The sequence below is a fragment of the Arthrobacter sp. 4R501 genome (genome assembly GCF_002929755.1).
Lineage (GTDB): Bacteria > Actinomycetota > Actinomycetes > Actinomycetales > Micrococcaceae > Arthrobacter.
On the sequence record NZ_PJIW01000005.1, the window covers coordinates 17,083 to 39,338 of the forward strand.

Sequence of the window (22,256 nt, forward strand, 5' to 3'; positions counted from 1 at the left end):
GTCGGGAAATTACCGGCCACCCGCCTTTTTGCTACTCAGTATTTCTGAGTTATGCGGGGTTTCCCATCGGAATTGCTTCAAGAGCGCTCCGGCTGTATTCGACAATGACGGGTGAGTTGCCTCTGTTTAATTCAACGAGGCGTGACCAAGATGAGACTGGTTGCTTCAATCCATCCCGAAGAAAGTAGATTGTTGCGTCATCCAACGCCTTCACGAAAACAGTGCTGCTGATTGTTCCCTTGACTTCCATTGGAAGGCATGTAGCGGGATCCAAGGTGCGCGCAGGCAGTTGTGCCGTGTCAGCGTTTGCCACGACATTCCAAAGGGCTCCGTTGTAACCAACAAGGGCTTTGCCGTTGCATTTGACAGTTGGTAGAACCGTCCCGGAGTCCTGATAAGGCGAAAGCGCGCTCTGCCTGATCCGCGAGTAGCCACGAATGCCCATGGCATCCGTAATTCGGAAGTCCTCGACTCTCCACATTTTGCTCGCTCCGTCGACAAGATACACCTCGGGGCGGGTGTCACCGACATAGAGTCGTCCAGGCTGGAGTAGGGGTACACCCTTCGCTATGGAATCTATGGTCTCCGGAGTCAACGAGTACAGCGGCGGCATCTGCCCAAGGCCGAGTTGATACAGGGTTTCAAGGTCGGGAACTTCCCGCAATAATTTGTTTTCGTAGCGAAAAACCGTTGGTGAAGCATCGGATTTAACGAATGCGGGAATTCCTATGGACGGTCCCGTTGGTATGGTGCCCAGCAGTGCGTCTGAGAAAACAACAGGAGCTGCCTGCCACTGACTGACCGCCGCCGGGTATTTTTGATTTTTGCCGACGACAAAGCTTTGAGTGCCTGAGGGATTTTGCGCGAATCCTCCATATGCCGAGGACTTGGGCAATTTCTCAATGGACTGCTCATCCATGGCGGCAACCATGAGTGTTCTGGCCCAAATATTATTTGCATTGATGGAAGCTGGAACCGGGACGAGCTTCCCTGCTGTATTGATATACGGCGCTCCCGTCCTTCTATCGACCACTATGACGTCTTGTCGTAAGATCGGTGATCCGTACGGCATGCCAGCCGTAACTGCATCGCTCAGCGGCACTGTCTGATAACTCCGGCCTGCTTCGCTTAAGGAGTTGGCGTCGAAGTACTCCCGTTTAATCCCGCCTTCGACGTAGAACAGTCGGCCGGACGGCGAAGTAGTGGCATTAGCCAGAGGGGCACTGTCGGCGAATAGAGCCAGTTGGCTGTCTGCGAGCGGGACCCACCGTTCGCAGAATCCTCCGCCGAAATCGTTCATGATGGAACACGAAGGTACGTGGTGCTTTCGTCCTTGATCCACTAGGAAAATAGCGCCATCTTCACTCCGAACAAAGCGGCCCACGGATGTGCCAAGGGTTAGTCCGTCCAGGTAACCCTGGTTCACTTGAGATAGGCCACCAATGCGGGCGAAGATTTCATACAAATCCCAATTGGGGAAAGAATACTTCTTTCCGCCGGCAACGAGATAGATAACACCGCCGGACGGACCTATCACCAATCGCGAGCCGTCAGCAATGCTGGCGAATTTTTGAAGTCCCGCGTAATCCCCGTTCCACACATTCGAGTCACCGGCGAGCGGTCCAGTACTGCTATACTGCCAGATGCTGTATGTGCCCCAACTGGAGGGAACAGCGCCCGCGTCGTTAGTGGGCGAGCTTGGGTATGCGGCGACCCACAGCGGGTAGTCGCCGAAGCCTGACGGATCACCAAGGCATTGGCGCCACCAGTTCGTATTGGTGTAGATCACAGGCAGCCGGCCGGTCAATGACTGCATGGTGTTGCCGAAGTCGCGGACCCATGAACCCAACTGAGCTGGCGACATGCCGTAGCACGTGTTGCCGAAGTAGAATCCGTTGATGGTGCGGTTCTCGTACGGGTTGAACTCAAAGTCCAGGACCGGCGGCATCGTGTATCCGTCGGCGGTCCAGCCACCCCCGTTCTGAACAAAGTAACGTGCCTGGTCGGCGCCCGAAGACCAATTGGGGATCGCGAAATGGTATGCCCCACGAATCATGCCAACGTTCCGTGACCCCTGATACTGCGAACTGTACGACGGGTTGGTGTAGTAGTTGCCCTCACTGGCCTTGACGTAGGCAAATCGGGCACCCATGTTCCACTGCTGTTGCCAATCAACACTCGGCTGATGGCCACTCACGTCGAGTCCCTGAACACCAAACGTCGGCATCCATGTGCCCTCGGTTCCGAGGGCCTCGGTGCTGAGCTTCTTGAAACTGGAGCTTGAAGTTGATGCAGCCACTCGTGCGGAGCGTTGCCCCATTTCCGCACCGCCAACGCCAACGGCTTCTGCCATCGACTCATTCATGCTGATCGATACAGGCCCAGGCGAGGGTGCAGCCGACGGATCCGGAGGGAGGGAAGGCGCTGGCGCGGAGGGTGAAGCAGCTCCGGTCGTAGCCGAGTCCGGGACCGGCGTCGATCCGGCGAGGGACGACGCCGGTGCCGGCGCGGACGTCGAGTCAGGAGTGGGCGTCGGGCTCGGTTCAACAGCGAAGGCGACGCCCGCCAGTCCAGGACCCGCCACCAGAGCAGCAGCGAGGGCTGCCGTGCCCAGAAATTGCAGGAGGGGACGATGATTGTTGAACGGGTTCCGCTTCATTTTGGCTCCGGAGACAAGGAGGCGCTTGCTTGAGCGCGACATAAGGGGTTGCAGTTCAGGAGACGCTGAACTGGAAATATCGAGACTTAATGCGCCTACCCTAACACCGCAGTGTCTGCAGTAACCAGAGTTTCCGTTGTTGCCAATGTGAATGATGCGTCACTGTTATTCACAGCCCGTTTCAGTTGACTGGGCGGCCTGCTGCACGCCCCCGGGGCTGCATCCCAATTGACCTTCCTCTACTGGGGGAGGGACTAGCGTTCACGACCTGCGGATCCGAGCCAGAGGCAACGAAGCGGAAGCCTACGCCGTTCTCCGGGCCTCACCGTGCGGTCATCATCTGGAGCACCATGGTTGCCGGAACTGCCACCGGTTCGGGCGCGACATCACTGGCCACACCCTCGGCATCGACGTAACAGCCGGGGAAGTATCGCAGCAGACAAGGATGAGTGGAACTCAACTGGCATTCCTCCAACCGCGATAACCAGCGAACGATGCTATCAACGCGGTCACGTTCCTGGGGTGGGCGGGTACACCAACGAGCCCGGCACTGACTATGGTGCACAGTCGTTCGCCCGTCCTACGGCTACTGCTGGCGGCGCATTCGGAGACGCAAAGCGTGTACCTACTAATCGTTTCACTCGGGGGCACAAGTACCAATACGGTTCCGAACGTCAGTGGACAACCGGGCAGGACGCTGGTGCTGGCCCCGCGACAAGATGCCAGCCAGCAAGGCCATTGCTGCTGGGTGCTTCGCCCGCACTTGTGTCACATTCACGCAATCATCGAATCGGTGGATATGCTCCAGAGGCCAATTGACTTGCTGCTTCTCACGAAGCGTTATATAGAAGGACTTCCATGGGGGATTACCGCGGGCGGCTCTCTGCCGTCTTCGCTTCGCTCGCCATCGCAACCGTCGCTCTAGGATCTGTTGCTTCTCCGGCCAACGCAGCGCCTTTCACTATGATTACCAACGACCCAACAGTGTCGCCACCAGCGACCACGGCTGCTCCTACCGGTGCCGTCGCACCAACCCCGGTGGCTACAGAAGCCGCCACCTCAACTTCCACCTCAGAGCCCCTCGTTACGCCACTGTCGGCGCCAACGGCCACACTTGAGGCGCCGCAGACCAAGGCGGCGAAGCTTGCGCAGCCCGAGGCCGCGGCTGTCGGAGCCAACACGACCACCCTGTCAGCGTTCTTCAACGAACTCTCCTTCATGCCCGAAGAGAACACCAGCACATACGACCGGGCGCTCTTCGAGCACTGGATCGATGCAGACGGCAACGGGTGTGACACACGGCAGGAAGTCCTCGCTGCAGAGTCACAAGTAGACGTTTCCTACAGCAGCGGCTGCACGATCATCGCAGGCCAGTGGTACTCCCGGTACGACGGTGCCACATGGACGAACCCCTCCGACGTGGACGTCGACCACCTCGTGCCTTTGCAGGAGGCTTGGCAGTCAGGAGCCTGGCGCTGGTCACCGGAACTTCGTGCGGCCTACGCCAACGACCTTGGTTACCAGCGCAGCCTCGAGGCAGTCACTGACGAAGTGAATCAGTCCAAGGGTGCCCAGGACCCGGCAACTTGGATTCCGACTCTGGAGCAGTGCGGCTACGCCGTTGACTGGGTCTCCGTGAAATGGCGGTGGAACCTCACCGCCGACAACAGCGAACACGCAGCCCTGAACTCCCTAGTGAACGGCACCTCATGCGGGTCAACCGTCGTTGAGCGCCCGACAAAGATGGACACTACCGGCAGCACGTTCACCGGATGGCCCCTGTACAAGATCGTCTACGACTCTACGATCTACGAACTCGTGACCAACCCCGACGGGGCAACCCAGACCCCTCTTCCGCTGAGCTATGAGAAGTGGCGGGACGTTTACAACTTCCAGACCCCGACTCCGGCAGCAACCGACTTCGTCAAGTACCCATGGTCTCCTACGGTTTACGCCGTGACATTCTGGCCTGGCGGGGAGAACTACTGGATGTGGACACCGCTGTCCTTCCACCAGTGGCAGACTGCTGGCTACCCGACCCCGCGTAACGCTGGCTGGATCAAGGGCAGCTATTACTACAAGTGGGGCACGAACTCCGGTGAGCTTTTCGTGGAGGGCGCAGATGGTGTGAACCACAAGCTCACGTACCAGGAGTGGGCGGATTCGGGCTACCGGTCTTTCCAAGAGCGTCATGCTGAAGGGTTCGCCGCCCTGACCTGGGCGCCGGAAATGGCACGCATGACAAACCTCTACACTCAGTCCGGCAGACCCTTGGGCTACGCGGAATGGCAGGAAGAAGCCTTTCCCACGCCGCAGAGGATGCAGCGCATCCCAGGTGACTCGTTCTACAAGGACTGCGGCAGCAGCACGATCTGGTACGCCGGGCCTGGCATGAACCGACCTGTCAGCCTCCAGGAATGGCAGGCAGCAGGTTCACCCAACCCGACCGTGCGCAACGCCCCGTGTGGTAGCACTACGCCGCCTCCGCCCTCGCAGCCCGCCCGCCCCGCTGACGTAGATTGTTCGGACTTCACCTATCAGTACCAAGCGCAGGCTTGGTACAACCACTACTACCCCTACTACGGCGACGTAGCGAACCTCGACGGTATCGATAACGACGGCCGCGTCTGCGAAAGCCTGCCGTAAGGCCTCGGCTAGGGGGATAGTACGCATGCTGTACTTGTTGATGGCGGCTCGGTCCGCGTCCCCCGATTCGCGGAAAGTGACATAGAAGCCCCCGAACTGCCCTCATACATGGCAGAGCGGGGGCTTCTTTGGTAGCTTGCCACTACCTTCGCCCGCAAGGGTGAAGTTTGATCCCGATGGCTTTCGGGCCATGATGGCCCGAATTGAAGATGAACAAATCGCAAGCCCCTACGAGGATCTTGAGCCGGATTACGAGTACATGCCGCTGCCGTGGTACGGCTGTCAATGCCACTGACTCATGGGGCTGGATATTAGTATCGGCGCCACCCTACGAGTACCGATGGGTGAGCCAATCGTGGTTACCAATGCTTATCAATCCATACCCTGGGCGGACTTCGCCGGTTGACTTGTTGATTCGTCCTTGCCACGGCCAGCATCCGAACAGGCCTTCCAGTCCTGCTCGGCTTGGGCTGATCTGTGCCACGAACTTTTCCAAGGTCCGGCAATTGCCTCCGGTGTGCGGATCGGTTCTTTCAGCAACAGGGCTCATGTGTTCGGCAGAATCCTTGCCGAGACTTGCACGGCTTCAGCCGCGTTCCGCACCTCTCAGCGTTGCAATTGTCCTTCGTGCGCTGCTGCTGCCGGTAGTGCTTCTCAACGAAAAGTGGCGGGACGTTTGCAGCTTCCGGACACCGACCCCGGCCTCTACCGATTTCGTGAAGTACCCCTGGTCTCCCACCGTCTATGCGGTTACTTTCTGGCCTGGCGGGGAACACAAGTGGCTGTGGACGCCCCTGTCCTAGCAGCAGTGGCTCACAGCGGGCAGGCCATCCCCGCGTAACGCCGGTTGGATCAAGGACAGCCACTTCGACCAGTGGGGCACATCCTCTGAGATCTTCGTCGAAGGTGCTGACGGTGTTAACCACAAGCTCACCTACCAGGAATGGGCCGATTCAGGATTCCGCGGCTATGTCCAGCGCAGCAACGAAGGGTACCTCAAGCTCAGCTGGGCACCAGAGTTCGCCCGCATGTCGAACCTCAGCACCGGCGCAGGCCGTCCCATGGGTTACGCCGAGTGGCAGGAAGAAGCCTTTCCCACCCCACGGGCCGTGCAGCGGATCACCCGTGACTCGTTCTACAAGGACTGCGGCAGCACCACGATCTGGTATGCCGGCCCCGGAATGAATCGGCCTTTAAGCCTGAACGAATGGCAGGCGTCTGGCTCGCCCACTCCAACTGTCCGGAACGCCCCGTGTGGTGGCAGCAGTCCGCCTCCCACACAGCCCGGCAATCCCGGTAACAGTGTGAACTGCACCGACTCCACCAACTGGGCAGCGGCGCAGAACTGGTTCAACACCTACTACCCCTACTACGGGGACGTTGCCCTGTTGGATTCAGATGGCGACCGTATCGGCGCACCCTAAGCTACGACTGGAAGGGCCTCGCGCCCCCGAAGCGGGTTGCGGGGCCTTTTCGCGTGCCGGAGAAAGAATCAGGTTTGAGGGGATTGGCAACCAAGTCCAGAAACAAGCCATCCGCCGGAAAGGGTAGGATTCAGGCCCACGCTCCAGTCGCCACTGCGCAGCGTCTGGCTATCCACCTCTTCCCATCCATCGGTTGGAGCGCCGGAGGGCGCGATCGGCGACGTAGCCCAGGCCGCCGCTGCCGCTTCTTGGGTCGGCTCTCCTGGAGCATTGGTGTCTACGTCAGCAACGTACGCGCCATGGCACTGTTGAACTTCTGCCACCGTCTCTGCAGGAGGCTCGTTCGTGCTACACGAAGGCAATGTGCATAGGAGCAGCACGAAAACCACGATGGCACCCGGCTGTTTGTTCATGCCGAAAGTGTATGGCAGAGCTAGACCGTCCAGAGCACGTGGCAGGATGTTTTCTTATGAGCCAAGGTCACCGCCGCGCCCCGGATCCCGAGTGGGTGGAGATGTACCGCGGCGGGATAAGCGCGACTAGCATCGCCAAGTACGCTGGCGCCGGGGCAAGTAAAGTTGGCTACCACATCCAGTTAGAAGCCGAGAGCGACCCAGCCTTGCGGGATCATCATCGTGCCGTCAAGGAAATCACCAAGCCCTCGCGAACGGGCCATAGCGATGTGGCTATTGCGGCGGCGGCAGGATGCGGACGCGGGCACGGTCGCACCCAAATTCCGGGAGGGCCAAGCCGCCATGCAGGGCTGGGAACAGCGAACACGCAAAGCCAAAGATGACGAGCAATGGGAGGCCCGGATGGCCTAACATGCTGGGTTCCAGGGGTCGTTGGTACACCCATTAATAATGGGAGCTGCAACGACTGTGTCGTCTGCGCGGTAACAGTCGTCTCCATTGGAAAACTTGGGACCAACGACGCATATTCTCAGCATTGGAGGGACGAGTTCTCGCTGCCAAGTCCAATTTGGCGATCGCGTCCAAAGGCGAGGACGCTCGAGCAGACGGCCCAAGCACCGACCGGCTACGCCACGGTGCGAAGAAAGATGCGTCACTGTTATCCACAGCCCGCCTCATATGACTTGGCGGCGTGGTGTACGGTCCCTAGGCTGTACCCAGTTGAACTGCCTCCGCCGGGGGCGGCAGTTGTATTGGGGAACAACTTGGACGCTGTGCGAATCGTGGAAGACGAAGTCCGCGAGCTGATCCGCCGTCGTGGTCTTGACCCGCTGCGGCAGGCGGGCGAGGTCCGTCGTCTCGTAGAGGCGGCTGTCAGCGACTACGACGAACGGGCCCTGATGGGGCCGCTGCCTCCGATTGGTCCGCTGGAGGCCGCGCGCAGGTTTGTCTTTGACGCGGTGGCCGGCTTCGGCGTCCTTCAGCCGCTGCTGGACGATCCGACCATTGAGGAAGTCTGGATCAACGCGCCTGTCAAGGCGCAATATAGGTTTCTTTCCGCTACAGTTGGAATATGACGAAAAGCGTTCAATCCTGCGGTGTCTACGCCCGCATTAGCTCCGACGAGGGCACAGCCTTAGGCGTGGCCCGACAGATTGAGGACTGCACAGCCGAAGCATCCCGGCGCGGCTGGCCCTTGGGGGAGGTCTTCACCGATAACGACGTGTCGGCCACGCGCACTAAGAAGCGCCCGGCCTATGAACGGATGCTGCACGCGATCGAGCATCGCACGATTGACGCCGTGGTTGTTTGGGACGTGGACAGGCTCACCCGCACGCCTGCCGAGCTGGAACGGTTCATCGGACTAGCAGATAGTCACGGCCTGGCGCTGGCATCAGTCGGCGGTGAAGTTGACCTAGCCACGCCTCAGGGTAGGCTCACGGCGCGCATCAAGGGATCAGTAGCACGGCACGAGGTAGAGCAAATGTCACGGCGCCTCAAGCGTAAATTTCAGGAGAATGCCAAGGCGGGCAAGTCTCACGGCGTTATGCCGTTCGGATACCGAAGGGAGCCCATTCTTGACGAGAACGGCCGCCAGATCGGCACCTGTGACGCCATAGTTGAGGCAGAGGCGGAAGCTATCCGCGAGCTCTACGCCCGCGCCATCGCCGGGGACACGCTGCGCTACCTTGCAAAGTACCTGAACGAGAGCGGTTTCAAGACTGGGCAGGGTAACGCGTTTATCGGTAACGTCGTGGGCAACATGCTGAGGAAGCCCCGGTATGCCGGCCACCGTACCCACGCGGGGCAGATCATTGGCAAAGGCGATTGGGAGCCCATCATCAGCCAAGACACCTATGATCAGGCAATGGCCGTCCTGACGGCTCCGGGCCGTCGTCACTCCGGCGGGATGGAGCCCAAGCACCTGCTATCCGGCATTGCCCTGTGTGGGCGCTGTGGTGGCACTCTGCGCCCGAACATGTACAAGCTACTTCCTGACGGCACATACCTGCGCTCCAACTACGCCTGCAAAGACTGCATGAGGCTCACGCGACAGATGGCGCCGGTAGACGAGGTGGTAAACGCCGTGATGGTTGCTCGACTCTCGCGCCCTGACACGGTATTGGACCTGTCCGAAAAGCCGGAAGCGCTGGCATCGGCCATCAGCTCCCGGGCCGCGATCCTGGCCCGCATGGATACCGCCGCTGATGACTATGCAGACGGCACCATCACGGCGCGGCAGATGGCACGCGTGAATGAGCGGCTGAAGATCAGTCTTGCTGAGGCTGAGGGGCAAGTGCTCCGCTTTCAGCCGGTCAGGATCCTTGACGGCATGACCGGGGCAGGCGCCGCGGCCGCGTGGGAGTCTGCCACCATAAACCGGAAGCGCGAGATAATCCGGCAGCTCGCAACCATCACCATCCTGCCATCAGGGCCCGGCATTAGATTCAGCCCGGAGCAGGTAAAAATCGAATGGAAGGTTTCGGCATGAGCCGCCCATACGCGAACAACATTGGATCATTGGACGGGTGGTTCGCAGCGATCGACCTGCGGACAGCCGACTTCCGCGAAATTGCCAAGCTGGAACCGATTGTCTCGCTGGTTGACGCCAGCGTGAAAAAGTCCATTGGCCGGGTGGCTGATATTCCCCTCAAGTGCGGTTCGCACTTTACGGGTTACAGCGTGTCTCTGGCGATCGGCTCATCCGGCGTGGAACTGCTTTACTTTTCTACTCCTGAGTTGGCAGGACGCCCGCCAACTGGGATACGTCACGTGGATGACGCCGCGGCGCCTCTGAGCCTCACCTGCCCGGAGTGTGGGACCGTGACGCGACACAATGCTGTTTGGGTGCTGAAAGCGACGCTTGGGGCACTGGCGGGGAAGGCCAGGACACGCCCGGTAGTTCAGGTGCGAACCTAGACAACAAGTTGTGATAGGTTTTTACTACATGGTTGTGGTTGCCTCGGATTCCACCAATACAGGGCCCCAAAAGGGGAAGTAGCCTAATAGCTCCCAGTGAAAGTGCAGCTTAGCTGCTCTCACTAGGGAGCTATTGTTTTGTCCCAGATACTCAAGGCCAGAAGTGCAGTAGGTGTAGCGACCCGCCGTAAGGATCCGGCCGCGGTCGTGGAGGCCCGCCGAAACCTTGCCGCCGCAAAACTCGAAGATTACGTAGCCCGCGTAGTCGCTGAAGCCCCAGCCCTCTCCCCGGAACAGATAGACCGCGTTTCGGTCCTGCTGCGTGGTGGTGCTGCATGACCCACGCACAAGAAAGCCGCCCAGGGCACGAATCCAAGGCGGCTATAAATCTTGCTACCAACAGCATACCAGCGGCCACAGACGAAACAACGGCCACCGCACTAGTTACCGGCGTACATGTCGTAGTTGTGGAGACCGCCGAGGGCAAGTACCGCCGCCGCGTTTACTTCAACCTCCCCGGAGCCCAGCGGGCCGCAGACCGAGCCGTGATGTCCGGGCACGCCGCGCACATCATCCTCTGCCAGCTCATGCCCGTAGGCGGTGCACTGTGACCGACGAAGAGATCCGCGACTTCCTGGCCAACGCTCCCGACGTCCGCACAACCGCCCGCCGCGCCCAAGAATGGATAGGCGTGCACGCGTCCCGCACCTGCCTAGGCGCTACCTACGTTCCTAGGACAGGTGACCGCCGCTATGAATAGCAACTTCGCGCCCCTCACAGATGAAGAATTGGCCGGCGTAGGTCTTGCCGTCAGTTCCGTCGCTTACGTCGGTCCCGTCGGTTTGATAACAGACCCCCGAACCGTCGGTCCCGTCGGTCCCGTCGGTCCCGTCGGTTCACTTTCGGGGGTACTAACCGACGTGAGGGCCTGGCTCTCAAGGTTTGTCTGCGTGATGGATGACCTTGACTTAGACCTCCTGACCCTCTGGGCAGCCCATACTCACCTTGCTTTCGAGACATACACGACACCACGGCTTGTACTGGATTCATCCATGCCGGGCTCTGGGAAAACCACGGTGCTCGAACACCTGTCCCGGCTCTGCCTCAATCCGGTACAGGCAGCGTCCCTGTCATCCCCTGCACTGCTTACCCGGATGCTCAATAAGACGATGCGAACAATCCTCATAGATGAAGTGGACAGGTCACTGGATCCAAAGAAGCCCGGAGTCGAAGACCTCATTGCGGTTCTCAACTCCGGGTACAAGCGCGGAGCTACCCGGCCGGTCTTGGTTCCTGGCAAGGGTGGGGAGTGGGACGTAAGCGAGATGCCCACGTTCTCTCCGGTAGCGATGGCCGGCAACGCGCCGAACCTCCCGGACGATACTCGCTCCCGCTGCATTCGAGTGCTGCTGATGCCAGACCTTGAGGGCCGCGTTGAATCCTCAGATTGGGAAGAGATAGAGGAAGATGCGCAGGAGCTCGGCAGGCGCCTAACGGAGGCTGCGGAGGAAGCGCGGGAGTTTGTGCGCACGGTTCGCCCGGAACTCCCGGCAGGATGCATAGGCCGGATCAAAGAGCGCTGGAATCCCATAAAGCGGGTAGCTACGGCGGCAGGAGAGCAGTGGGCAGCCATTGCGGATGAACTCATCAAGAGAGACATAGCGGAGGCAGAGATGGACAAGGAAGACGGAATCACCCACCTACCCCCGGCTGTGGTTCTCCTAAAGGACGTGCGGGACATTTGGGAACCGGCAGACACGTTCACCCCTTCCGCGGTACTTATCCACCGGCTGATCCAGCACAACCCGGCGATGTGGAGCATGGCGAGCAGTTACGGTAAGGAACTGAACGCCCAGCGGCTCGGCCGGATGTTGGTTACCGCGTTCAAGCTGCACTCCACCAGACAGGGCGATTCCAAGCGCGGATACTTCCGGGCGAATCTCGAAAAAGTCTGGCGTCGGATGGGCATGACCCCTCCAAAAGAAACCGACGGAACCGACGAGACCGCCGTAACCGACGGCTGCAAGCTCCATCCGATACCCAAGCCAAGCGTCTGCTTTACCTGCTCGGCACTCTAAGACCATAGGAACTGCCCCGGCACCTGTCATAGGTCCGGGGCTTTCCTGTGCCGTCAGCGGCCACGACAGGGCGGTGCCGGGGGCGACATTGGGCGCGTTCAGACCTCGTTGCACCACTCCAGACTGTGGTTCCGGCTGTCGTTGTTCGGGCATTTGCGTTCACTGCACCTATCCGGAACCGTGACAAATTGCTTGACTGAATCAGCGATGGACGATGCATCCACCTTCCGGTTTATTGTCGGTGAACCGCAATCACCGCATGTCCAGGCTGTAGGCATTATTTCCCCCCAAGGTTTAGTGAGGCTCTTGCCTCGGACTGAAGCCTAAGGGTGGCAGTCGGAATTGGGAATAGCCGCACGCGAAATGATCGCAAATAGGGCTCGCTTCCCGTCCGAGCACAGTTTCCATGCCCTATGCTGGGGGAAATTCTGTGGGGTTTGATGAATGGGGAAAAATGTCCGAGGAATCTACGCCTGTTTCCAAGCGGCCGAAGTGGGAGCAGGATACTGCGGAGAAGGTGCGAGCAAGCCTCCGCAAGTTCGCAAAACCCCTGGCTGACCTTATCAAGCGAGATGCTAACGAGGGCGACACCAGACTGCTCATTACTGACATGCTCTGCGAGGGGCTCGGCTGGGACAAGTACGCAGAGCTAACCACGGAGTATCAAGTAAAAGGTGAGTTCGCGGACTATGGTGTCCGTCTTGATCAACAACTCATTGCCTTCATCGAGGTTAAGCGCGCCACTACAAAACTCAACAGCCGACACCTTCGCCAAGTCGAGATGTATGCGGTTAATGAAGGCGTCGAATGGCTGATCCTTACGAACGGATGGCAGTGGCAAGTTTTCCGGTTGATCCCTGGTATGCCAGTGACAATTGACCTTGTTCTGGATGTCAACCTGATTTCCGACGAGTCCATTGCCGTGAAAGCTGCGCAGATGTTCTACCTTCACAAGGAATCACTGAAGCGTGGGCAAATCGAGGAAGTATGGAAAGCCCGGGCGGCGACAGCGCCGAAGGCTTTGGCAAGCGCCATCCTTTCTGAAACTGTTCTGAACGAGCTGCGGAAAGAAGTAAAGCGTAGGTCAGGTCACACGATCGATTCAGCAGACCTTGGCAGGCTCGTTCGCGACTCCGTGCTGGTGCCAGAACTGGCCAAGTGACAGCAGACCGCAAGAGCCTGTCAGCTTGGTTGCCGGCGGGCTCTTGCGGTCTGGCAAGCGGGCAGGGTGCCGTGGCGGTCGTAGGCACGGCCCCGAACCTCCGAAGAGATCCGGGGCCGTCCCATTTGTACCGCCGTGGCCTGATGTAGGGAAGGTGTTTCCTTTTCTCAGTTAGTCACAGGCCCATTTGCCGGCGGCCGGGCGCTGGCGGATCATCGCACCCTCAAGCAAAGGGCTCCCCGCCATCGTTCGGCACTTGCCTTGTTGCAGCCCGCCGTGACGTTCGCGCCATACACAGAGTCAGGCCCCAAGCCGCTAGTGCCAGCGTGGCGTTTACCCTTCCGCCCCCCTGCGTTCGCACCTTTGGCACTACGATCCGTATCCCCCCGAACGTGCATTTCCACACCAAGGGGGCCTTGTGAGGCTCTCAGAGGCTGTGGAAAAAAGCCCATGAGCGAGAATGTCGCAATGCCGGAGGTGCGAAAAAAAGGGGTAGAGGTAGGGGTGTCGGGTGCGCGGTGGCCGTCGCTGTTGCTTGTTGTTGTGGCTCCTACGCACCCGGCACCGTGTGGCGCTGGTGCAGTGTTCTGACTGCCCATCACTTCCGTTCTCAGCTCACCCTTGTGGACTGCGGTGGTGTTGACGCCGGTTCATGGGTTACTGCTGGGGTGGTACGACTGCTGAGACCTTGCGGCCGTCCGGCAGTGTGGGCTCAAGGTTCATGCGGACCTTGTTACCCGCGGCGTCCCGTGCTGTCGGGTGCTGCACTGTGTGAATCGGCATGCGTACTGTGTCGAGCGTCCCGTCCGGGTTGCGCGGCATGTACGGGTAATCGCCGTTCGGTCCGGGGTCGAGTGCGTCATTTGCCATGGCTGGCCTCCAGCCAGGCGGCGGCGTCTTCGTAGTTGGTGGGGATCTCGGGGCCGATGGCGTCTTCAAACATTTCTGCGCCGTTGAGCGAGGCCAGCCGTTCGCACTGCGAGCTGAGCCATTCGGGGAACTTCACGTCAGCGACGCGCAGATCCGGGATAGCTGGCCCGGTGTACTCGGGCACCCGGTTGATTGAAGCCTGGGCAGATGACCGGAGGTGGTAGCGTGCCCACCGTGAGGCGTGCCAGTTGGTGTATCCGGTGAATGCGCCGGAGAGGTCGCCGTCAGTGACTGCTTTCTCTGCGGCTACCATGGCGGCGGCGCCGTCTTCCTCCAGCTTGGTTTCCGTTTCCTTGTAGGTCCGGAGGATTTCTTTAGACCATTCCTTTTGGGCTGCGGTTACGACGTCGGCGCGGCGCTGCCCTTCGGTCTGTTCCTGCTGGCGGCGGCTCTCGAGTTCCTGGGCAAGTGCTTCGGTGCTGAGTTTGATAGTCATGATGGTTCTCTACTTTCCGTTGATCTGCTGGTAAGCGGACTTTGCTCGGTCCAGGTAGCCGAGTGCCATATGCATGTTCGGGCTGAGTTTGATGCCTTCGGTCTGCATGCGCTGAAAGTTGGCGTACTCGGCCTGGGCTGCCGGAGTCCATGACGCGGCTTTGTCTTCGAGCTGGCGCTGTTCCATTGCCGTCGCGGCTGTGTTGGCGGTGTCTTCGTACATGTTGCTCATTTGGGTTTTCTCCTTAGTTGGTTGGGACGGTGAAGGTGTAGCCGGCGAGCCGTTCGGCGCCGGTACGGGTGAGGCCGCAGCCGGGGGTGGTGGTCATTGGGTGGGCTCCTGTCGGGCCTCGAGTGTGTCGGCCATGTCGTGCAGCTTGTCGGCCAGTTTTCGGGCTTCGGTGTAGGTCAGGTGGGCTTGTAGGTCACGGCCGCGGAAGAGTCCAACGCCGGGTAGCTCGTTCCCTTGCGGGTCTCTCCATCCCCAGAAGCGGGTGTTTACGCGGGGGCGGGTCATCATCCGACCGGGTTCCATGGGATGTTGCGGGGGATGGGGTTTGGCATCCCGGGTGCTTCGGCAGGAGGGGCATCGAACGTCTGGGCGGGCGCCGGGATGGGCACTACCGGCGCGGGTGCCGCTGGGGCGATTACGACAGGCTCAGGGACAACTACGGGCTCAGGAACCGTAACGGGCTCCGGCGTTACGGCTGCGGGTACGGCTTCAGTGGGGACGGGGTTTGTCATGACGGGCTCCTGGGATGGTGTCGGGGGTGGCGTGGCGGATGTGGTGGTGACCGGCACGGGCGCCGGAGTGTTTTCGGCGTTTGCCGTGGCGATGAGGCCGAAGGCGACAGAGGCGAAGAGGAGTGTTCCGGCTACGCCTAGTGCTGCTGATTTCGTTTCCATGTCTGGGCTCCTTAGCGCAGGAATAGCGCCGTCGCGTAGATGTTCGCCTGGTTGGCTGTAGAAGCCGCCCAAGTATTGAAGCCGGCGCGAGTAGCAACACTGATGACGATTTCTTCCCCTCCGGTAAGTCCGGTCAAGGTGGTGTGGAACGGCGCAGCGAGTCCGACGCCTAGACCGGCGCCGGCTGATGTGTAGAGTTCGCCGCCGTTGATGCCTTGAACAACAGCCATGACGTAGAGGTAATCCGTTGTCGCGGTGCTGTTTTGGCCCATGGCGGTGGGGTTCGCCGTTACTACTGCCTGCGTGAATCCGGCAGGGACCGTCAGGGCAACAGACGCCCGGACTGTTGATGCCGTCCCGATCGCGTAGTTGTTGACGCCGTTGCTTGCGGTTCCGATCTGGACCGGGCTCGTCAGCGCGTCGTTCCCGATGATCCCGGCGGGCAAGTCGAGGGTGCCGGTGATCGTGGCGGGCCCGTTGATGGTGACGTACCCCTCAAATTCCGTGCCGCCGTTTTTCGGGCGGATCCCCGTCAAGCCGAAGACGTTAGCGGCGGAGAGCTCCCGAATCTGGCGCTTGATGTCGGTGATTTCACGACCCATCCATCCCTCGTCGTTCGGGGGCCTGAACTGTCCGGGCTGAGCCATGTCTATTTCTCCGTTTTCTGGGTGGTGGTGTTGGCGGCCACTTCAGCCAGGACCGCGGCGAGCTTGTGGGCGCCGGTCTGGGATAGGTGCACCAGCGACTCGGCCTCAGTGCCCTTGTGCGTCCAGAGCTCGATGTAGTGCCTTTGCGTCCGGTAGTTCCAAGCCGGGATGATGACCATGCCCATGACCGGAGCCTCAATCTCCGGAGCCGTCCAGAGTCCATCGACGCATTCCGACATGGTGTAACCGGCGGGCGGCGTCGGCAGGGGTCCGAGCGTTTCAAGGAATTCCGAGAGCTTCATACCCTGCGCTTCGGCCATGTCTCCTGCTTCGCGGACGGTGGCCGGGTAAAGGGTGGGGGAAATTGCGGTGGTATTCATGGCTGAGACCAATCTGTTGTCGTGGTGGGTCTAGATGACCCGGAGATCCTCAGGGTGGAGCTGTTCGCGGTGGCCGTCCGGGAACGTAACCCAGACTCCGCGGTTGGTGACTCGCCAGACTTTCCCCTTGGGGCCGTCAGTGGCGCCCATCATGCCGACGAACTGCACGCGCTTTCCGGCGAACTGGGTTTTCATGTCTTCGAGGGTCATATAAGAAACCTATATAGATTCTTTTCCCCCAACGAGATCTACGTCGCCAGGAACGGCGAGTCGGAGCTGACTTCCCTCAGTCTCACTGACCAACAAGTTCGAGATCTCGTGGAGCGCATGCTGAAGAGTTCGGGCCGTCGCCTGGACATGTCATCGCCCTTTGTAGATGCAGCCCTGCCTGATGGCTCGAGGCTTCACGTAGTCATTCCGGATGTCACGCGCAGGCACTGGGCTGTGAATATCCGCAAGTTCGTGGTGAAGGCCAGTCGCCTTGAACACCTCGTCGAGCTTGGCACGCTGACACCCCAGTCCGCCCGGTTCCTCGGAGCAGCTGTCTCCAGCGGACTCAACATCCTGGTGTCTGGCTCAACCCAGGCGGGCAAGACCACCATGCTCAACTGCCTGGCTGCGAGCATCGGCAGCCGTGAGCGCGTCATCACGGTTGAGGAAATCTTTGAACTCCAGTTCCCGCTCAGGGACGTCGTCGGACTCCAATGCAGGCAGCCTAACCTCGAAGGCGAAGGCGAGATCCCACTGCGCAGGCTTGTAAAGGAAGCCCTCCGGATGCGCCCGGACAGACTCGTGGTGGGAGAGGTACGGGAAGCGGAAAGCCTGGACATGCTGATCGCCTTAAACAGTGGACTTCCGGGGATGTGCACCGTCCATGCAAACTCAGCCCACGACGCTGTGACCAAGATCTGCACCCTTCCGCTACTCGCCGGTGAAAATATCTCGTCTGCGTACTCGGCAAAAGCACTACTAGCGGCGTACAGTTCGAGTCATGAGCACGACACCACTGAGAGCAGCCATTTATGCTCGCATTTCCAAGGACCGCGAAGGCGCAGGCCTAGGCGTACAACGGCAAGAACAGGACTGCCGGGAGGTCGCCCAGCGCATGGGCTGGCAGGTCGCTCGCGTGTTTGTGGACAACGACATAAGTGCCTTCAGCGGCAAGGCGCGGCCCGCCTATAAGCAGCTGCTCGAAGCCATGGCGGCAGGCTCGGTGCAGACGGTTATTTGTTGGCACACAGACCGCCTGCACCGGTCGCCGCGGGAGCTTGAGGACTACATCGAGATATCCGAGAGCAGGGGCATAACTACCCAGACGGTCAAGGCTGGCGACCTAGACCTGAGCACGCCTTCTGGGCGAGCTAATGCGCGGTCCCTGGGCGTCTGGGCACGATATGAATCCGAGCATAAATCCGAGCGGATCATACGGAAGAAAGTAGAACTGGCGCAGGCGGGAAAGTTCAGCGGTGGGCCTGTACCTTACGGCTGGAGGATTGAAAAGAAATCCGAGACGCCTGCAATCGTGCAAGAGGACGCGGCCGAAATACGGAAAGCCATAGCCGCTATCATCGCGGGGGCAAGCATCGGCTCAATCGTCAAGGACCTGAACGGGCGGGGAGTGCCAACTAGGCGAGGCCAAACGTGGACCTCGACAAGTGTCCGTAACCTGCTGCTGCGGCCCACTAACGCGGGCCTGACTGCATACAAGGGCGAAATCATGAAGGAGAAATCCACGTTCCCGGCCATCATCACGGAAGACGAATGGCGGACGGTGAAGGCAATCGTCACGAATCCCGCCCGGCGGTCCCAGACTGATTCTCGTGTCCGCCACCTGCTGGCAGGCCTTTTGCGATGCGGCACTTGCGGTGCCGCGATGAAGACATCTTCCCGGGCGGGAGGGGCGGGCGAATCGAAGTTTTACTACAAGTGCCCCACTACGGGGACAGGCCACGCCTTCCAAACAGCGGAACCCGTGGAGCACCTAATCACAGAGACTGTCCTGGCCCGCCTCAGTGATGCGTCGGTCCTTGCCAGGTTGAACGGGCCGGATGACCAGCGGGTACAGCAGTCGCTGCAAAGCGAAGCTTCGGTGTTGCGGGGGCGGATGGATGAAGCTGCCGAGAGCTTTGCTGATGGCCTGATAACGCGGAAGCAGCTTGAGGCCATCAATGCGCGGGTTGGCGGAAGGCTTGACGTTATTGAGCAGGAGCTGGCTTCTGCGGCCAGGTCGTCGGTAGTGCCTGTCAGCGCGGGAAGGAACCTGAGGGGTTGGTGGGATGATGCCGATATTGAGAGGCGACGTGCAGTGATCAATGCCCTGTTGGTGCCTGTAGTGCAACCAATCCGCAAGAGCGCACCCAGGCTGTTTGACCCGTCTCGCGTCCGCATTGAGTGGAAGGCTGCCTGATCAAAAATGAATCAAGTGCAGGATATCCGCGTCATTTGCACTGGAACAGCAAAACGCACAGCGACGAAGCCCGGACCCCACGACGAGACGGTTATCGGCCTGATCGGCTGGAACGAAAATGCAAGACGCCCAGAGCACCAATTTCTGGCCTATTCCGGCCCCACCCGGCCGACGTTGTGGGAAGAAGGCCGCCTTGTTGCCCACGGCATGACTTTTCGTTTCAACGCCTGTTCCAGGTGTGACCGGAACACGCCGCTGTCCTTCAAATCCCTTCAAAAATATGCCGAAGCGTTGAAGGCGGCTGGCCAATACGATTCGCAGGGGCGGCTTACCCTCAACCTGTCGGCACCGCCTTCGGTGATAGCCACTAACAGCTAGTACGATTAGTTCAACGTCTGCTGGACGAGACTGATCGTCCAGATTGCCGCCGACTCAACCGGGTCAGGGACAAAGCTCTCCCGCAAGGAAAGCGAAAAACTACTGAGGTCCTTAGTAGGTGATCGCTTTGCCTGGAACACCCTCCAAAAAAGTAGCCCACGCCCGCGGCGTAGTAGCTGGGCTTTCCCGCTCACGCTCCCAAGATGATCCCGAATATGTGGCGGCCCGCCAACAACTCAAGGCAGCTAAGCTCGCTGACTACGTGGCGAAGGCCGTAGCAGAAGCCCCGCCACTCACGCCCGAGCAGCTAGACCGTATCGCGCTGCTGCTCCGGCCTGCATACCGGGGTGCGTCATGAGCGACGTTCCCCCCGCCGCGCAGCACGCCAACCCGTCTGACGTAACGCTTGCTATCCTCCAACGCACAGCGGCAGCATTCGGCCTTTCCGTAGTCTGCCGCTGCACCCGATGCGGCGCGCCACTCTGGGCCTCGCGCAGCATCTCCGCCAAACTCGGCCCCACCTGCACCCGCCGCGAGGCAAAACATGACTGACGCGCGGCTTCCAGAGCGCTGGCTTATGGACCGGCGTATCCAGCGGCTCAACGCTGAGCAGTTCCGCGCTTACACCATGAGTTTGATGTACGCCGTGTGCAATCGCACTGATGGGCAACTAACCGAGGACGACATAGAAGCCATCCCTCACTTCGAGCGCGGTAGCATTCCACCTCTTGTTGCCGCAGGACTGTGGAGGCAGGAGGAGGGCAGCGGCGGTTGGGTCATCACGGATTACTTGGCAACCCAGACGAGCCGCGCGCAACTTGAAGCGGCCGAGATGGCCAGGACGAAGGAAGCCCAGCGCAGCGCTCAGAACCGCGGACGGGCCAAGGCGGCAAGGGCCGTCACGGATGCAGAGAGCTGTAGTACGCCCGACAGTACGGCGTACGGTACGGCGTACGACACAGGCCAGGCCAGGCAAGGCCAGGATAGGCAAAAGACTCTCTCATCCGGTATCGAAAGCAGCGATGCAATGCCAGGCAACCCGATGGCGCAGAAGCCTGTTGCTAGTCCCGTTACAGCGGCGGTTACGCGTAATCCCGGGTCAGAAGGAATGCCGGTATCTGTGGGGAGGCTGGCGCTTGACCCTGATGCGTGGCCAGCCGACGACGACGCGCTCAGTTGGCGTACTTGGTGTGAAGAGAACAGCGTGCTCACGGTCCAGGGGCTGATTGATGCATGGCCTGGACTGAATGAGGCGCAGGCCTTGAACATGCTGGCGGGGGCCTATCCCGGGCGGGAGTGGTCCTGATGAAGGTCCCGTGCTCTGTCTTGGGTTGCCGTGGGCTGGCTAATGCCGCGGGTGTTTACTGCGATGAATGTGATGCGCAGGGCATGCCGGATGGGTGGTCGCGTACTCGTGATGAGGCGTGGCTGGCTTACAAGGCTTCGCCGGAGGTGGCGGCTATTCCATTGCCGGAGCGAAACAGCAGCGGCAGGCGATTGTTCTTGGTGCCTGGCGGCAAGAAGTGATGTGGACCGCGGTGCCACAAATGACGCGACCGCAACCCAACAAGGAAAGGAAACCCAACCCATGAACGACACCTCAAACCCCCGCCAGGTCCTCGCGCTGCTCAAAGCGCTGATCAACCCGGACCGCAACAAAGGGACCCGCGAGTGGATAGCACTCGCACCGGCCAACCCGGTGGAGGCCGAGGAACTGTTCCATACCGCCATCGAGGTGCTGACGGCAATAACAGCAGACCCACGCCTGGGCGGCCAGCAGCAATACGTCGACCGCATGCTCGACATGTACGTGAAGCTGGAAGCCTCAGGCCGATGAAGGCCAGGGCAGTAGACGCCCCGACAACGGGGACAGGACCCCGCTCAGCTATGAGCACCCACACACGGCGACGACAACGCGACAGCGGGGCAGGCAGCACGGAGTCAGCGGGGGGCAGCAACACCCGGCCGGAGGGGGTCCCGTTTTTTAGGAACCGCATGCTGGCTTCCACCGCGCCGTGGCACATTTTATTTATGGTCGGGAACTGTGAAAAACCGCGTACGGAGGGGAGGCAGGGATGACTGCCAGGAAAGACCCGTCCGATAGCGGGCAGTTAGTTGCCGTGAAGCGGCATGGGGCTCCGGGCTACCGGCAGGGTTGCCGTTGCGGGATTTGTGAGGCTGGTGAGCGGGCGAGGAAGCGTGGGGATGCTGTAGAGCCTGTCCCGGCGGCTGCTGTTGGGTCTGTTGGCCGTCGCAGGCGGGGTGAGATGGAGCGGGGCACTAGGAAGTTGATCCGGTCGATGGGCCTGGAGGCGACGCCGGCTCAGGCTTTGTTGATTGCCCAGGCGGTTGCTGGTGCCAGGGCGCTGGATGAGGCGCTTGCTGCGGGCCGACCGTTGTCGGCGGCACACCGGATGCACGAGGCGGCGATGAAGGCGCTGGAGGCCTCGATCCTGCCACCGCCGCCCGTGGAAGTGGTCGATGCAGGCGACCCGGGTGATGTGGGTCTTTGGCTCGCGGCTATCCATCGGCCGTCTGTCCGGTGCCAGGACAGTTTCCCGGTGGTGACGCCCGGGGCGTGTGGCGATTGTGACGCTGCACCGCGGGCGCGGGCGTGGTACGGGCAGAAGCATCCGGACGAACCGGGGCATGGGTACGGTATGGGCCGGGAGTTGTGCGGGTGTGCGGTGTGTGTGTCCGAACTTGCCGCGGCGGCGCAGGTGGAGGGCGAGGGCTGATGTGTGCTGTCCCGGGTTGTCTCCGGGCTCTCGTGGCCGTTCGCTGCGGGGGTGGGCCTGACACCCTTCTCCGGGGGTTCGTCGCTTGTCAGGGCCGAGCATCGGTTTGGCACGTACGGGGCAAAAGTGGGCAC

At 60.5% G+C, this 22,256-nt stretch carries 21 protein-coding genes and 2 pseudogenes; 15 read left to right on the forward strand and 8 right to left on the reverse strand.

Annotated elements, in window-relative coordinates:
* Nucleotides 1-49: 49 nt before the first annotated feature.
* Nucleotides 50-2,227, reverse strand: coding sequence for a lysozyme (locus CXR02_RS22795; RefSeq protein ID WP_308470664.1), 2,178 nt, complete (start codon nucleotides 2,225-2,227; stop codon nucleotides 50-52).
* 1,395 nt (nucleotides 2,228-3,622) lie between these two features.
* On the opposite strand from CXR02_RS22795, the gene CXR02_RS22075 reads away from it, so the two are divergent.
* The 9 genes and pseudogenes from CXR02_RS22075 to CXR02_RS05650 all read left to right on the forward strand — a co-directional run bounded on the left by CXR02_RS22075 (nucleotide 3,623) and on the right by CXR02_RS05650 (nucleotide 13,301).
* Nucleotides 3,623-5,305 carry an HNH endonuclease family protein gene (locus tag CXR02_RS22075; RefSeq protein WP_219816390.1) on the forward strand — a complete coding sequence of 561 codons (1,683 nt, stop codon included), beginning with the start codon at nucleotides 3,623-3,625 and terminating at the stop codon, nucleotides 5,303-5,305.
* Nucleotides 5,306-6,333: 1,028 nt separating this feature from the next.
* On the forward strand, nucleotides 6,334-6,729 hold the full coding sequence (locus tag CXR02_RS22290) for a hypothetical protein (protein WP_181037135.1): 396 nt from the start codon (nucleotides 6,334-6,336) through the stop codon (nucleotides 6,727-6,729).
* Between the two features lie 1,177 nt (nucleotides 6,730-7,906).
* Nucleotides 7,907-8,173: pseudogene (locus CXR02_RS05625) on the forward strand (CpaF family protein); the annotation flags it as partial.
* A 41-nt stretch (nucleotides 8,174-8,214) separates the two neighbouring features.
* A complete protein-coding gene (locus tag CXR02_RS05630; RefSeq protein ID WP_104061106.1) occupies nucleotides 8,215-9,633 on the forward strand; it encodes a recombinase family protein in 1,419 nt (472 codons plus the stop codon).
* Nucleotides 9,630-10,061, forward strand: a complete 432-nt coding sequence (locus CXR02_RS05635; protein ID WP_104061107.1) for a hypothetical protein — start codon at nucleotides 9,630-9,632, stop codon at nucleotides 10,059-10,061. Before CXR02_RS05630 ends, CXR02_RS05635 begins: the two co-directional genes overlap by 4 nt.
* A 335-nt stretch (nucleotides 10,062-10,396) precedes the next feature.
* Entirely contained in the window at nucleotides 10,397-10,672 is a 276-nt protein-coding gene (locus tag CXR02_RS22080) for a hypothetical protein (protein WP_146072476.1), read from the forward strand.
* A complete protein-coding gene (locus CXR02_RS22295) occupies nucleotides 10,669-10,821 on the forward strand; it encodes a hypothetical protein (protein ID WP_181037136.1) in 153 nt (50 codons plus the stop codon). Before CXR02_RS22080 ends, CXR02_RS22295 begins: the two co-directional genes overlap by 4 nt.
* The gene (locus CXR02_RS23160) at nucleotides 10,814-12,139 is read left to right on the forward strand and encodes a DUF3631 domain-containing protein (RefSeq protein WP_146072477.1); all 1,326 of its coding nucleotides are present in this window, start codon (nucleotides 10,814-10,816) and stop codon (nucleotides 12,137-12,139) included. The genes CXR02_RS22295 and CXR02_RS23160 overlap by 8 nt, the downstream gene beginning before the upstream one ends.
* 430 nt (nucleotides 12,140-12,569) lie before the next feature.
* Nucleotides 12,570-13,301, forward strand: coding sequence for a type I restriction enzyme HsdR N-terminal domain-containing protein (locus CXR02_RS05650; RefSeq protein ID WP_181037137.1), 732 nt, complete (start codon nucleotides 12,570-12,572; stop codon nucleotides 13,299-13,301).
* Between the two features lie 657 nt (nucleotides 13,302-13,958).
* On the opposite strand, the gene CXR02_RS05655 is transcribed toward CXR02_RS05650, so the two are convergent.
* The 7 genes from CXR02_RS05655 to CXR02_RS22305 form a co-directional block, all read right to left on the reverse strand.
* Nucleotides 13,959-14,171: a hypothetical protein gene (locus CXR02_RS05655; RefSeq protein WP_104061111.1), complete on the reverse strand. Its 213-nt coding sequence runs from the start codon at nucleotides 14,169-14,171 to the stop codon at nucleotides 13,959-13,961.
* Entirely contained in the window at nucleotides 14,161-14,667 is a 507-nt protein-coding gene (locus CXR02_RS05660; protein ID WP_104061112.1) for a hypothetical protein, read from the reverse strand. Before CXR02_RS05660 ends, CXR02_RS05655 begins: the two co-directional genes overlap by 11 nt.
* Before the next feature lie 9 nt (nucleotides 14,668-14,676).
* Nucleotides 14,677-14,898 (reverse strand): hypothetical protein, encoded by a 222-nt coding sequence (locus CXR02_RS05665; RefSeq protein WP_104061113.1) that lies wholly within the window; start codon nucleotides 14,896-14,898, stop codon nucleotides 14,677-14,679.
* Nucleotides 14,899-15,182: 284 nt separating this feature from the next.
* Nucleotides 15,183-15,572, reverse strand: a complete 390-nt coding sequence (locus CXR02_RS22300; RefSeq protein WP_181037138.1) for a hypothetical protein — start codon at nucleotides 15,570-15,572, stop codon at nucleotides 15,183-15,185.
* A gap of 11 nt (nucleotides 15,573-15,583) precedes the next feature.
* On the reverse strand, nucleotides 15,584-16,219 hold the full coding sequence (locus tag CXR02_RS05680; protein ID WP_104061115.1) for a hypothetical protein: 636 nt from the start codon (nucleotides 16,217-16,219) through the stop codon (nucleotides 15,584-15,586).
* 2 nt (nucleotides 16,220-16,221) lie between these two features.
* The gene (locus CXR02_RS05685; protein ID WP_146072478.1) at nucleotides 16,222-16,599 is read right to left on the reverse strand and encodes a hypothetical protein; all 378 of its coding nucleotides are present in this window, start codon (nucleotides 16,597-16,599) and stop codon (nucleotides 16,222-16,224) included.
* A 30-nt stretch (nucleotides 16,600-16,629) separates the two neighbouring features.
* Nucleotides 16,630-16,809, reverse strand: a complete 180-nt coding sequence (locus CXR02_RS22305; protein ID WP_181037150.1) for a hypothetical protein — start codon at nucleotides 16,807-16,809, stop codon at nucleotides 16,630-16,632.
* A 24-nt stretch (nucleotides 16,810-16,833) separates the two neighbouring features.
* Here CXR02_RS22305 and CXR02_RS05690 point away from each other — a divergent pair.
* The 6 genes and pseudogenes from CXR02_RS05690 to CXR02_RS05715 form a co-directional block, all read left to right on the forward strand.
* Nucleotides 16,834-17,553: pseudogene (locus CXR02_RS05690) on the forward strand (CpaF family protein); the annotation flags it as partial.
* A 37-nt stretch (nucleotides 17,554-17,590) separates the two neighbouring features.
* A complete protein-coding gene (locus CXR02_RS05695; RefSeq protein ID WP_104061117.1) occupies nucleotides 17,591-19,006 on the forward strand; it encodes a recombinase family protein in 1,416 nt (471 codons plus the stop codon).
* A 15-nt stretch (nucleotides 19,007-19,021) separates the two neighbouring features.
* A complete protein-coding gene (locus CXR02_RS22085; protein ID WP_146072479.1) occupies nucleotides 19,022-19,384 on the forward strand; it encodes a hypothetical protein in 363 nt (120 codons plus the stop codon).
* Nucleotides 19,385-19,928: 544 nt separating this feature from the next.
* On the forward strand, nucleotides 19,929-20,690 hold the full coding sequence (locus tag CXR02_RS05705; RefSeq protein ID WP_104061118.1) for a hypothetical protein: 762 nt from the start codon (nucleotides 19,929-19,931) through the stop codon (nucleotides 20,688-20,690).
* A gap of 282 nt (nucleotides 20,691-20,972) precedes the next feature.
* Nucleotides 20,973-21,221: a hypothetical protein gene (locus tag CXR02_RS05710; protein ID WP_104061119.1), complete on the forward strand. Its 249-nt coding sequence runs from the start codon at nucleotides 20,973-20,975 to the stop codon at nucleotides 21,219-21,221.
* A gap of 463 nt (nucleotides 21,222-21,684) precedes the next feature.
* Nucleotides 21,685-22,122: a hypothetical protein gene (locus CXR02_RS05715; RefSeq protein ID WP_146072480.1), complete on the forward strand. Its 438-nt coding sequence runs from the start codon at nucleotides 21,685-21,687 to the stop codon at nucleotides 22,120-22,122.
* Nucleotides 22,123-22,256 lie beyond the last annotated feature (134 nt).

Excerpts from the sequence above, each read along its gene's own strand:
- CXR02_RS22795 (WP_308470664.1), bottom strand. The coding sequence starts at position 2,227 with ATGCCGACGTTTGGTGTTCAGGGACTCGACGTGAGTGGCCATCAGCCG.
- CXR02_RS22075 (WP_219816390.1), top strand. The coding sequence starts at position 3,623 with ATGATTACCAACGACCCAACAGTGTCGCCACCAGCGACCACGGCTGCT.
- CXR02_RS22290 (WP_181037135.1), top strand. The coding sequence starts at position 6,334 with ATGTCGAACCTCAGCACCGGCGCAGGCCGTCCCATGGGTTACGCCGAG.
- CXR02_RS05630 (WP_104061106.1), top strand. The coding sequence starts at position 8,215 with ATGACGAAAAGCGTTCAATCCTGCGGTGTCTACGCCCGCATTAGCTCC.
- CXR02_RS05635 (WP_104061107.1), top strand. The coding sequence starts at position 9,630 with ATGAGCCGCCCATACGCGAACAACATTGGATCATTGGACGGGTGGTTC.
- CXR02_RS22080 (WP_146072476.1), top strand. The coding sequence starts at position 10,397 with ATGACCCACGCACAAGAAAGCCGCCCAGGGCACGAATCCAAGGCGGCT.
- CXR02_RS23160 (WP_146072477.1), top strand. The coding sequence starts at position 10,814 with ATGAATAGCAACTTCGCGCCCCTCACAGATGAAGAATTGGCCGGCGTA.
- CXR02_RS05655 (WP_104061111.1), bottom strand. The coding sequence starts at position 14,171 with ATGGCAAATGACGCACTCGACCCCGGACCGAACGGCGATTACCCGTAC.
- CXR02_RS05660 (WP_104061112.1), bottom strand. The coding sequence starts at position 14,667 with ATGACTATCAAACTCAGCACCGAAGCACTTGCCCAGGAACTCGAGAGC.
- CXR02_RS05665 (WP_104061113.1), bottom strand. The coding sequence starts at position 14,898 with ATGAGCAACATGTACGAAGACACCGCCAACACAGCCGCGACGGCAATG.
- CXR02_RS22300 (WP_181037138.1), bottom strand. The coding sequence starts at position 15,572 with ATGGAAACGAAATCAGCAGCACTAGGCGTAGCCGGAACACTCCTCTTC.
- CXR02_RS05680 (WP_104061115.1), bottom strand. The coding sequence starts at position 16,219 with ATGGCTCAGCCCGGACAGTTCAGGCCCCCGAACGACGAGGGATGGATG.
- CXR02_RS05685 (WP_146072478.1), bottom strand. The coding sequence starts at position 16,599 with ATGAATACCACCGCAATTTCCCCCACCCTTTACCCGGCCACCGTCCGC.
- CXR02_RS22305 (WP_181037150.1), bottom strand. The coding sequence starts at position 16,809 with ATGACCCTCGAAGACATGAAAACCCAGTTCGCCGGAAAGCGCGTGCAG.
- CXR02_RS05695 (WP_104061117.1), top strand. The coding sequence starts at position 17,591 with ATGAGCACGACACCACTGAGAGCAGCCATTTATGCTCGCATTTCCAAG.
- CXR02_RS05705 (WP_104061118.1), top strand. The coding sequence starts at position 19,929 with ATGACTGACGCGCGGCTTCCAGAGCGCTGGCTTATGGACCGGCGTATC.
- CXR02_RS05710 (WP_104061119.1), top strand. The coding sequence starts at position 20,973 with ATGAACGACACCTCAAACCCCCGCCAGGTCCTCGCGCTGCTCAAAGCG.
- CXR02_RS05715 (WP_146072480.1), top strand. The coding sequence starts at position 21,685 with ATGGGCCTGGAGGCGACGCCGGCTCAGGCTTTGTTGATTGCCCAGGCG.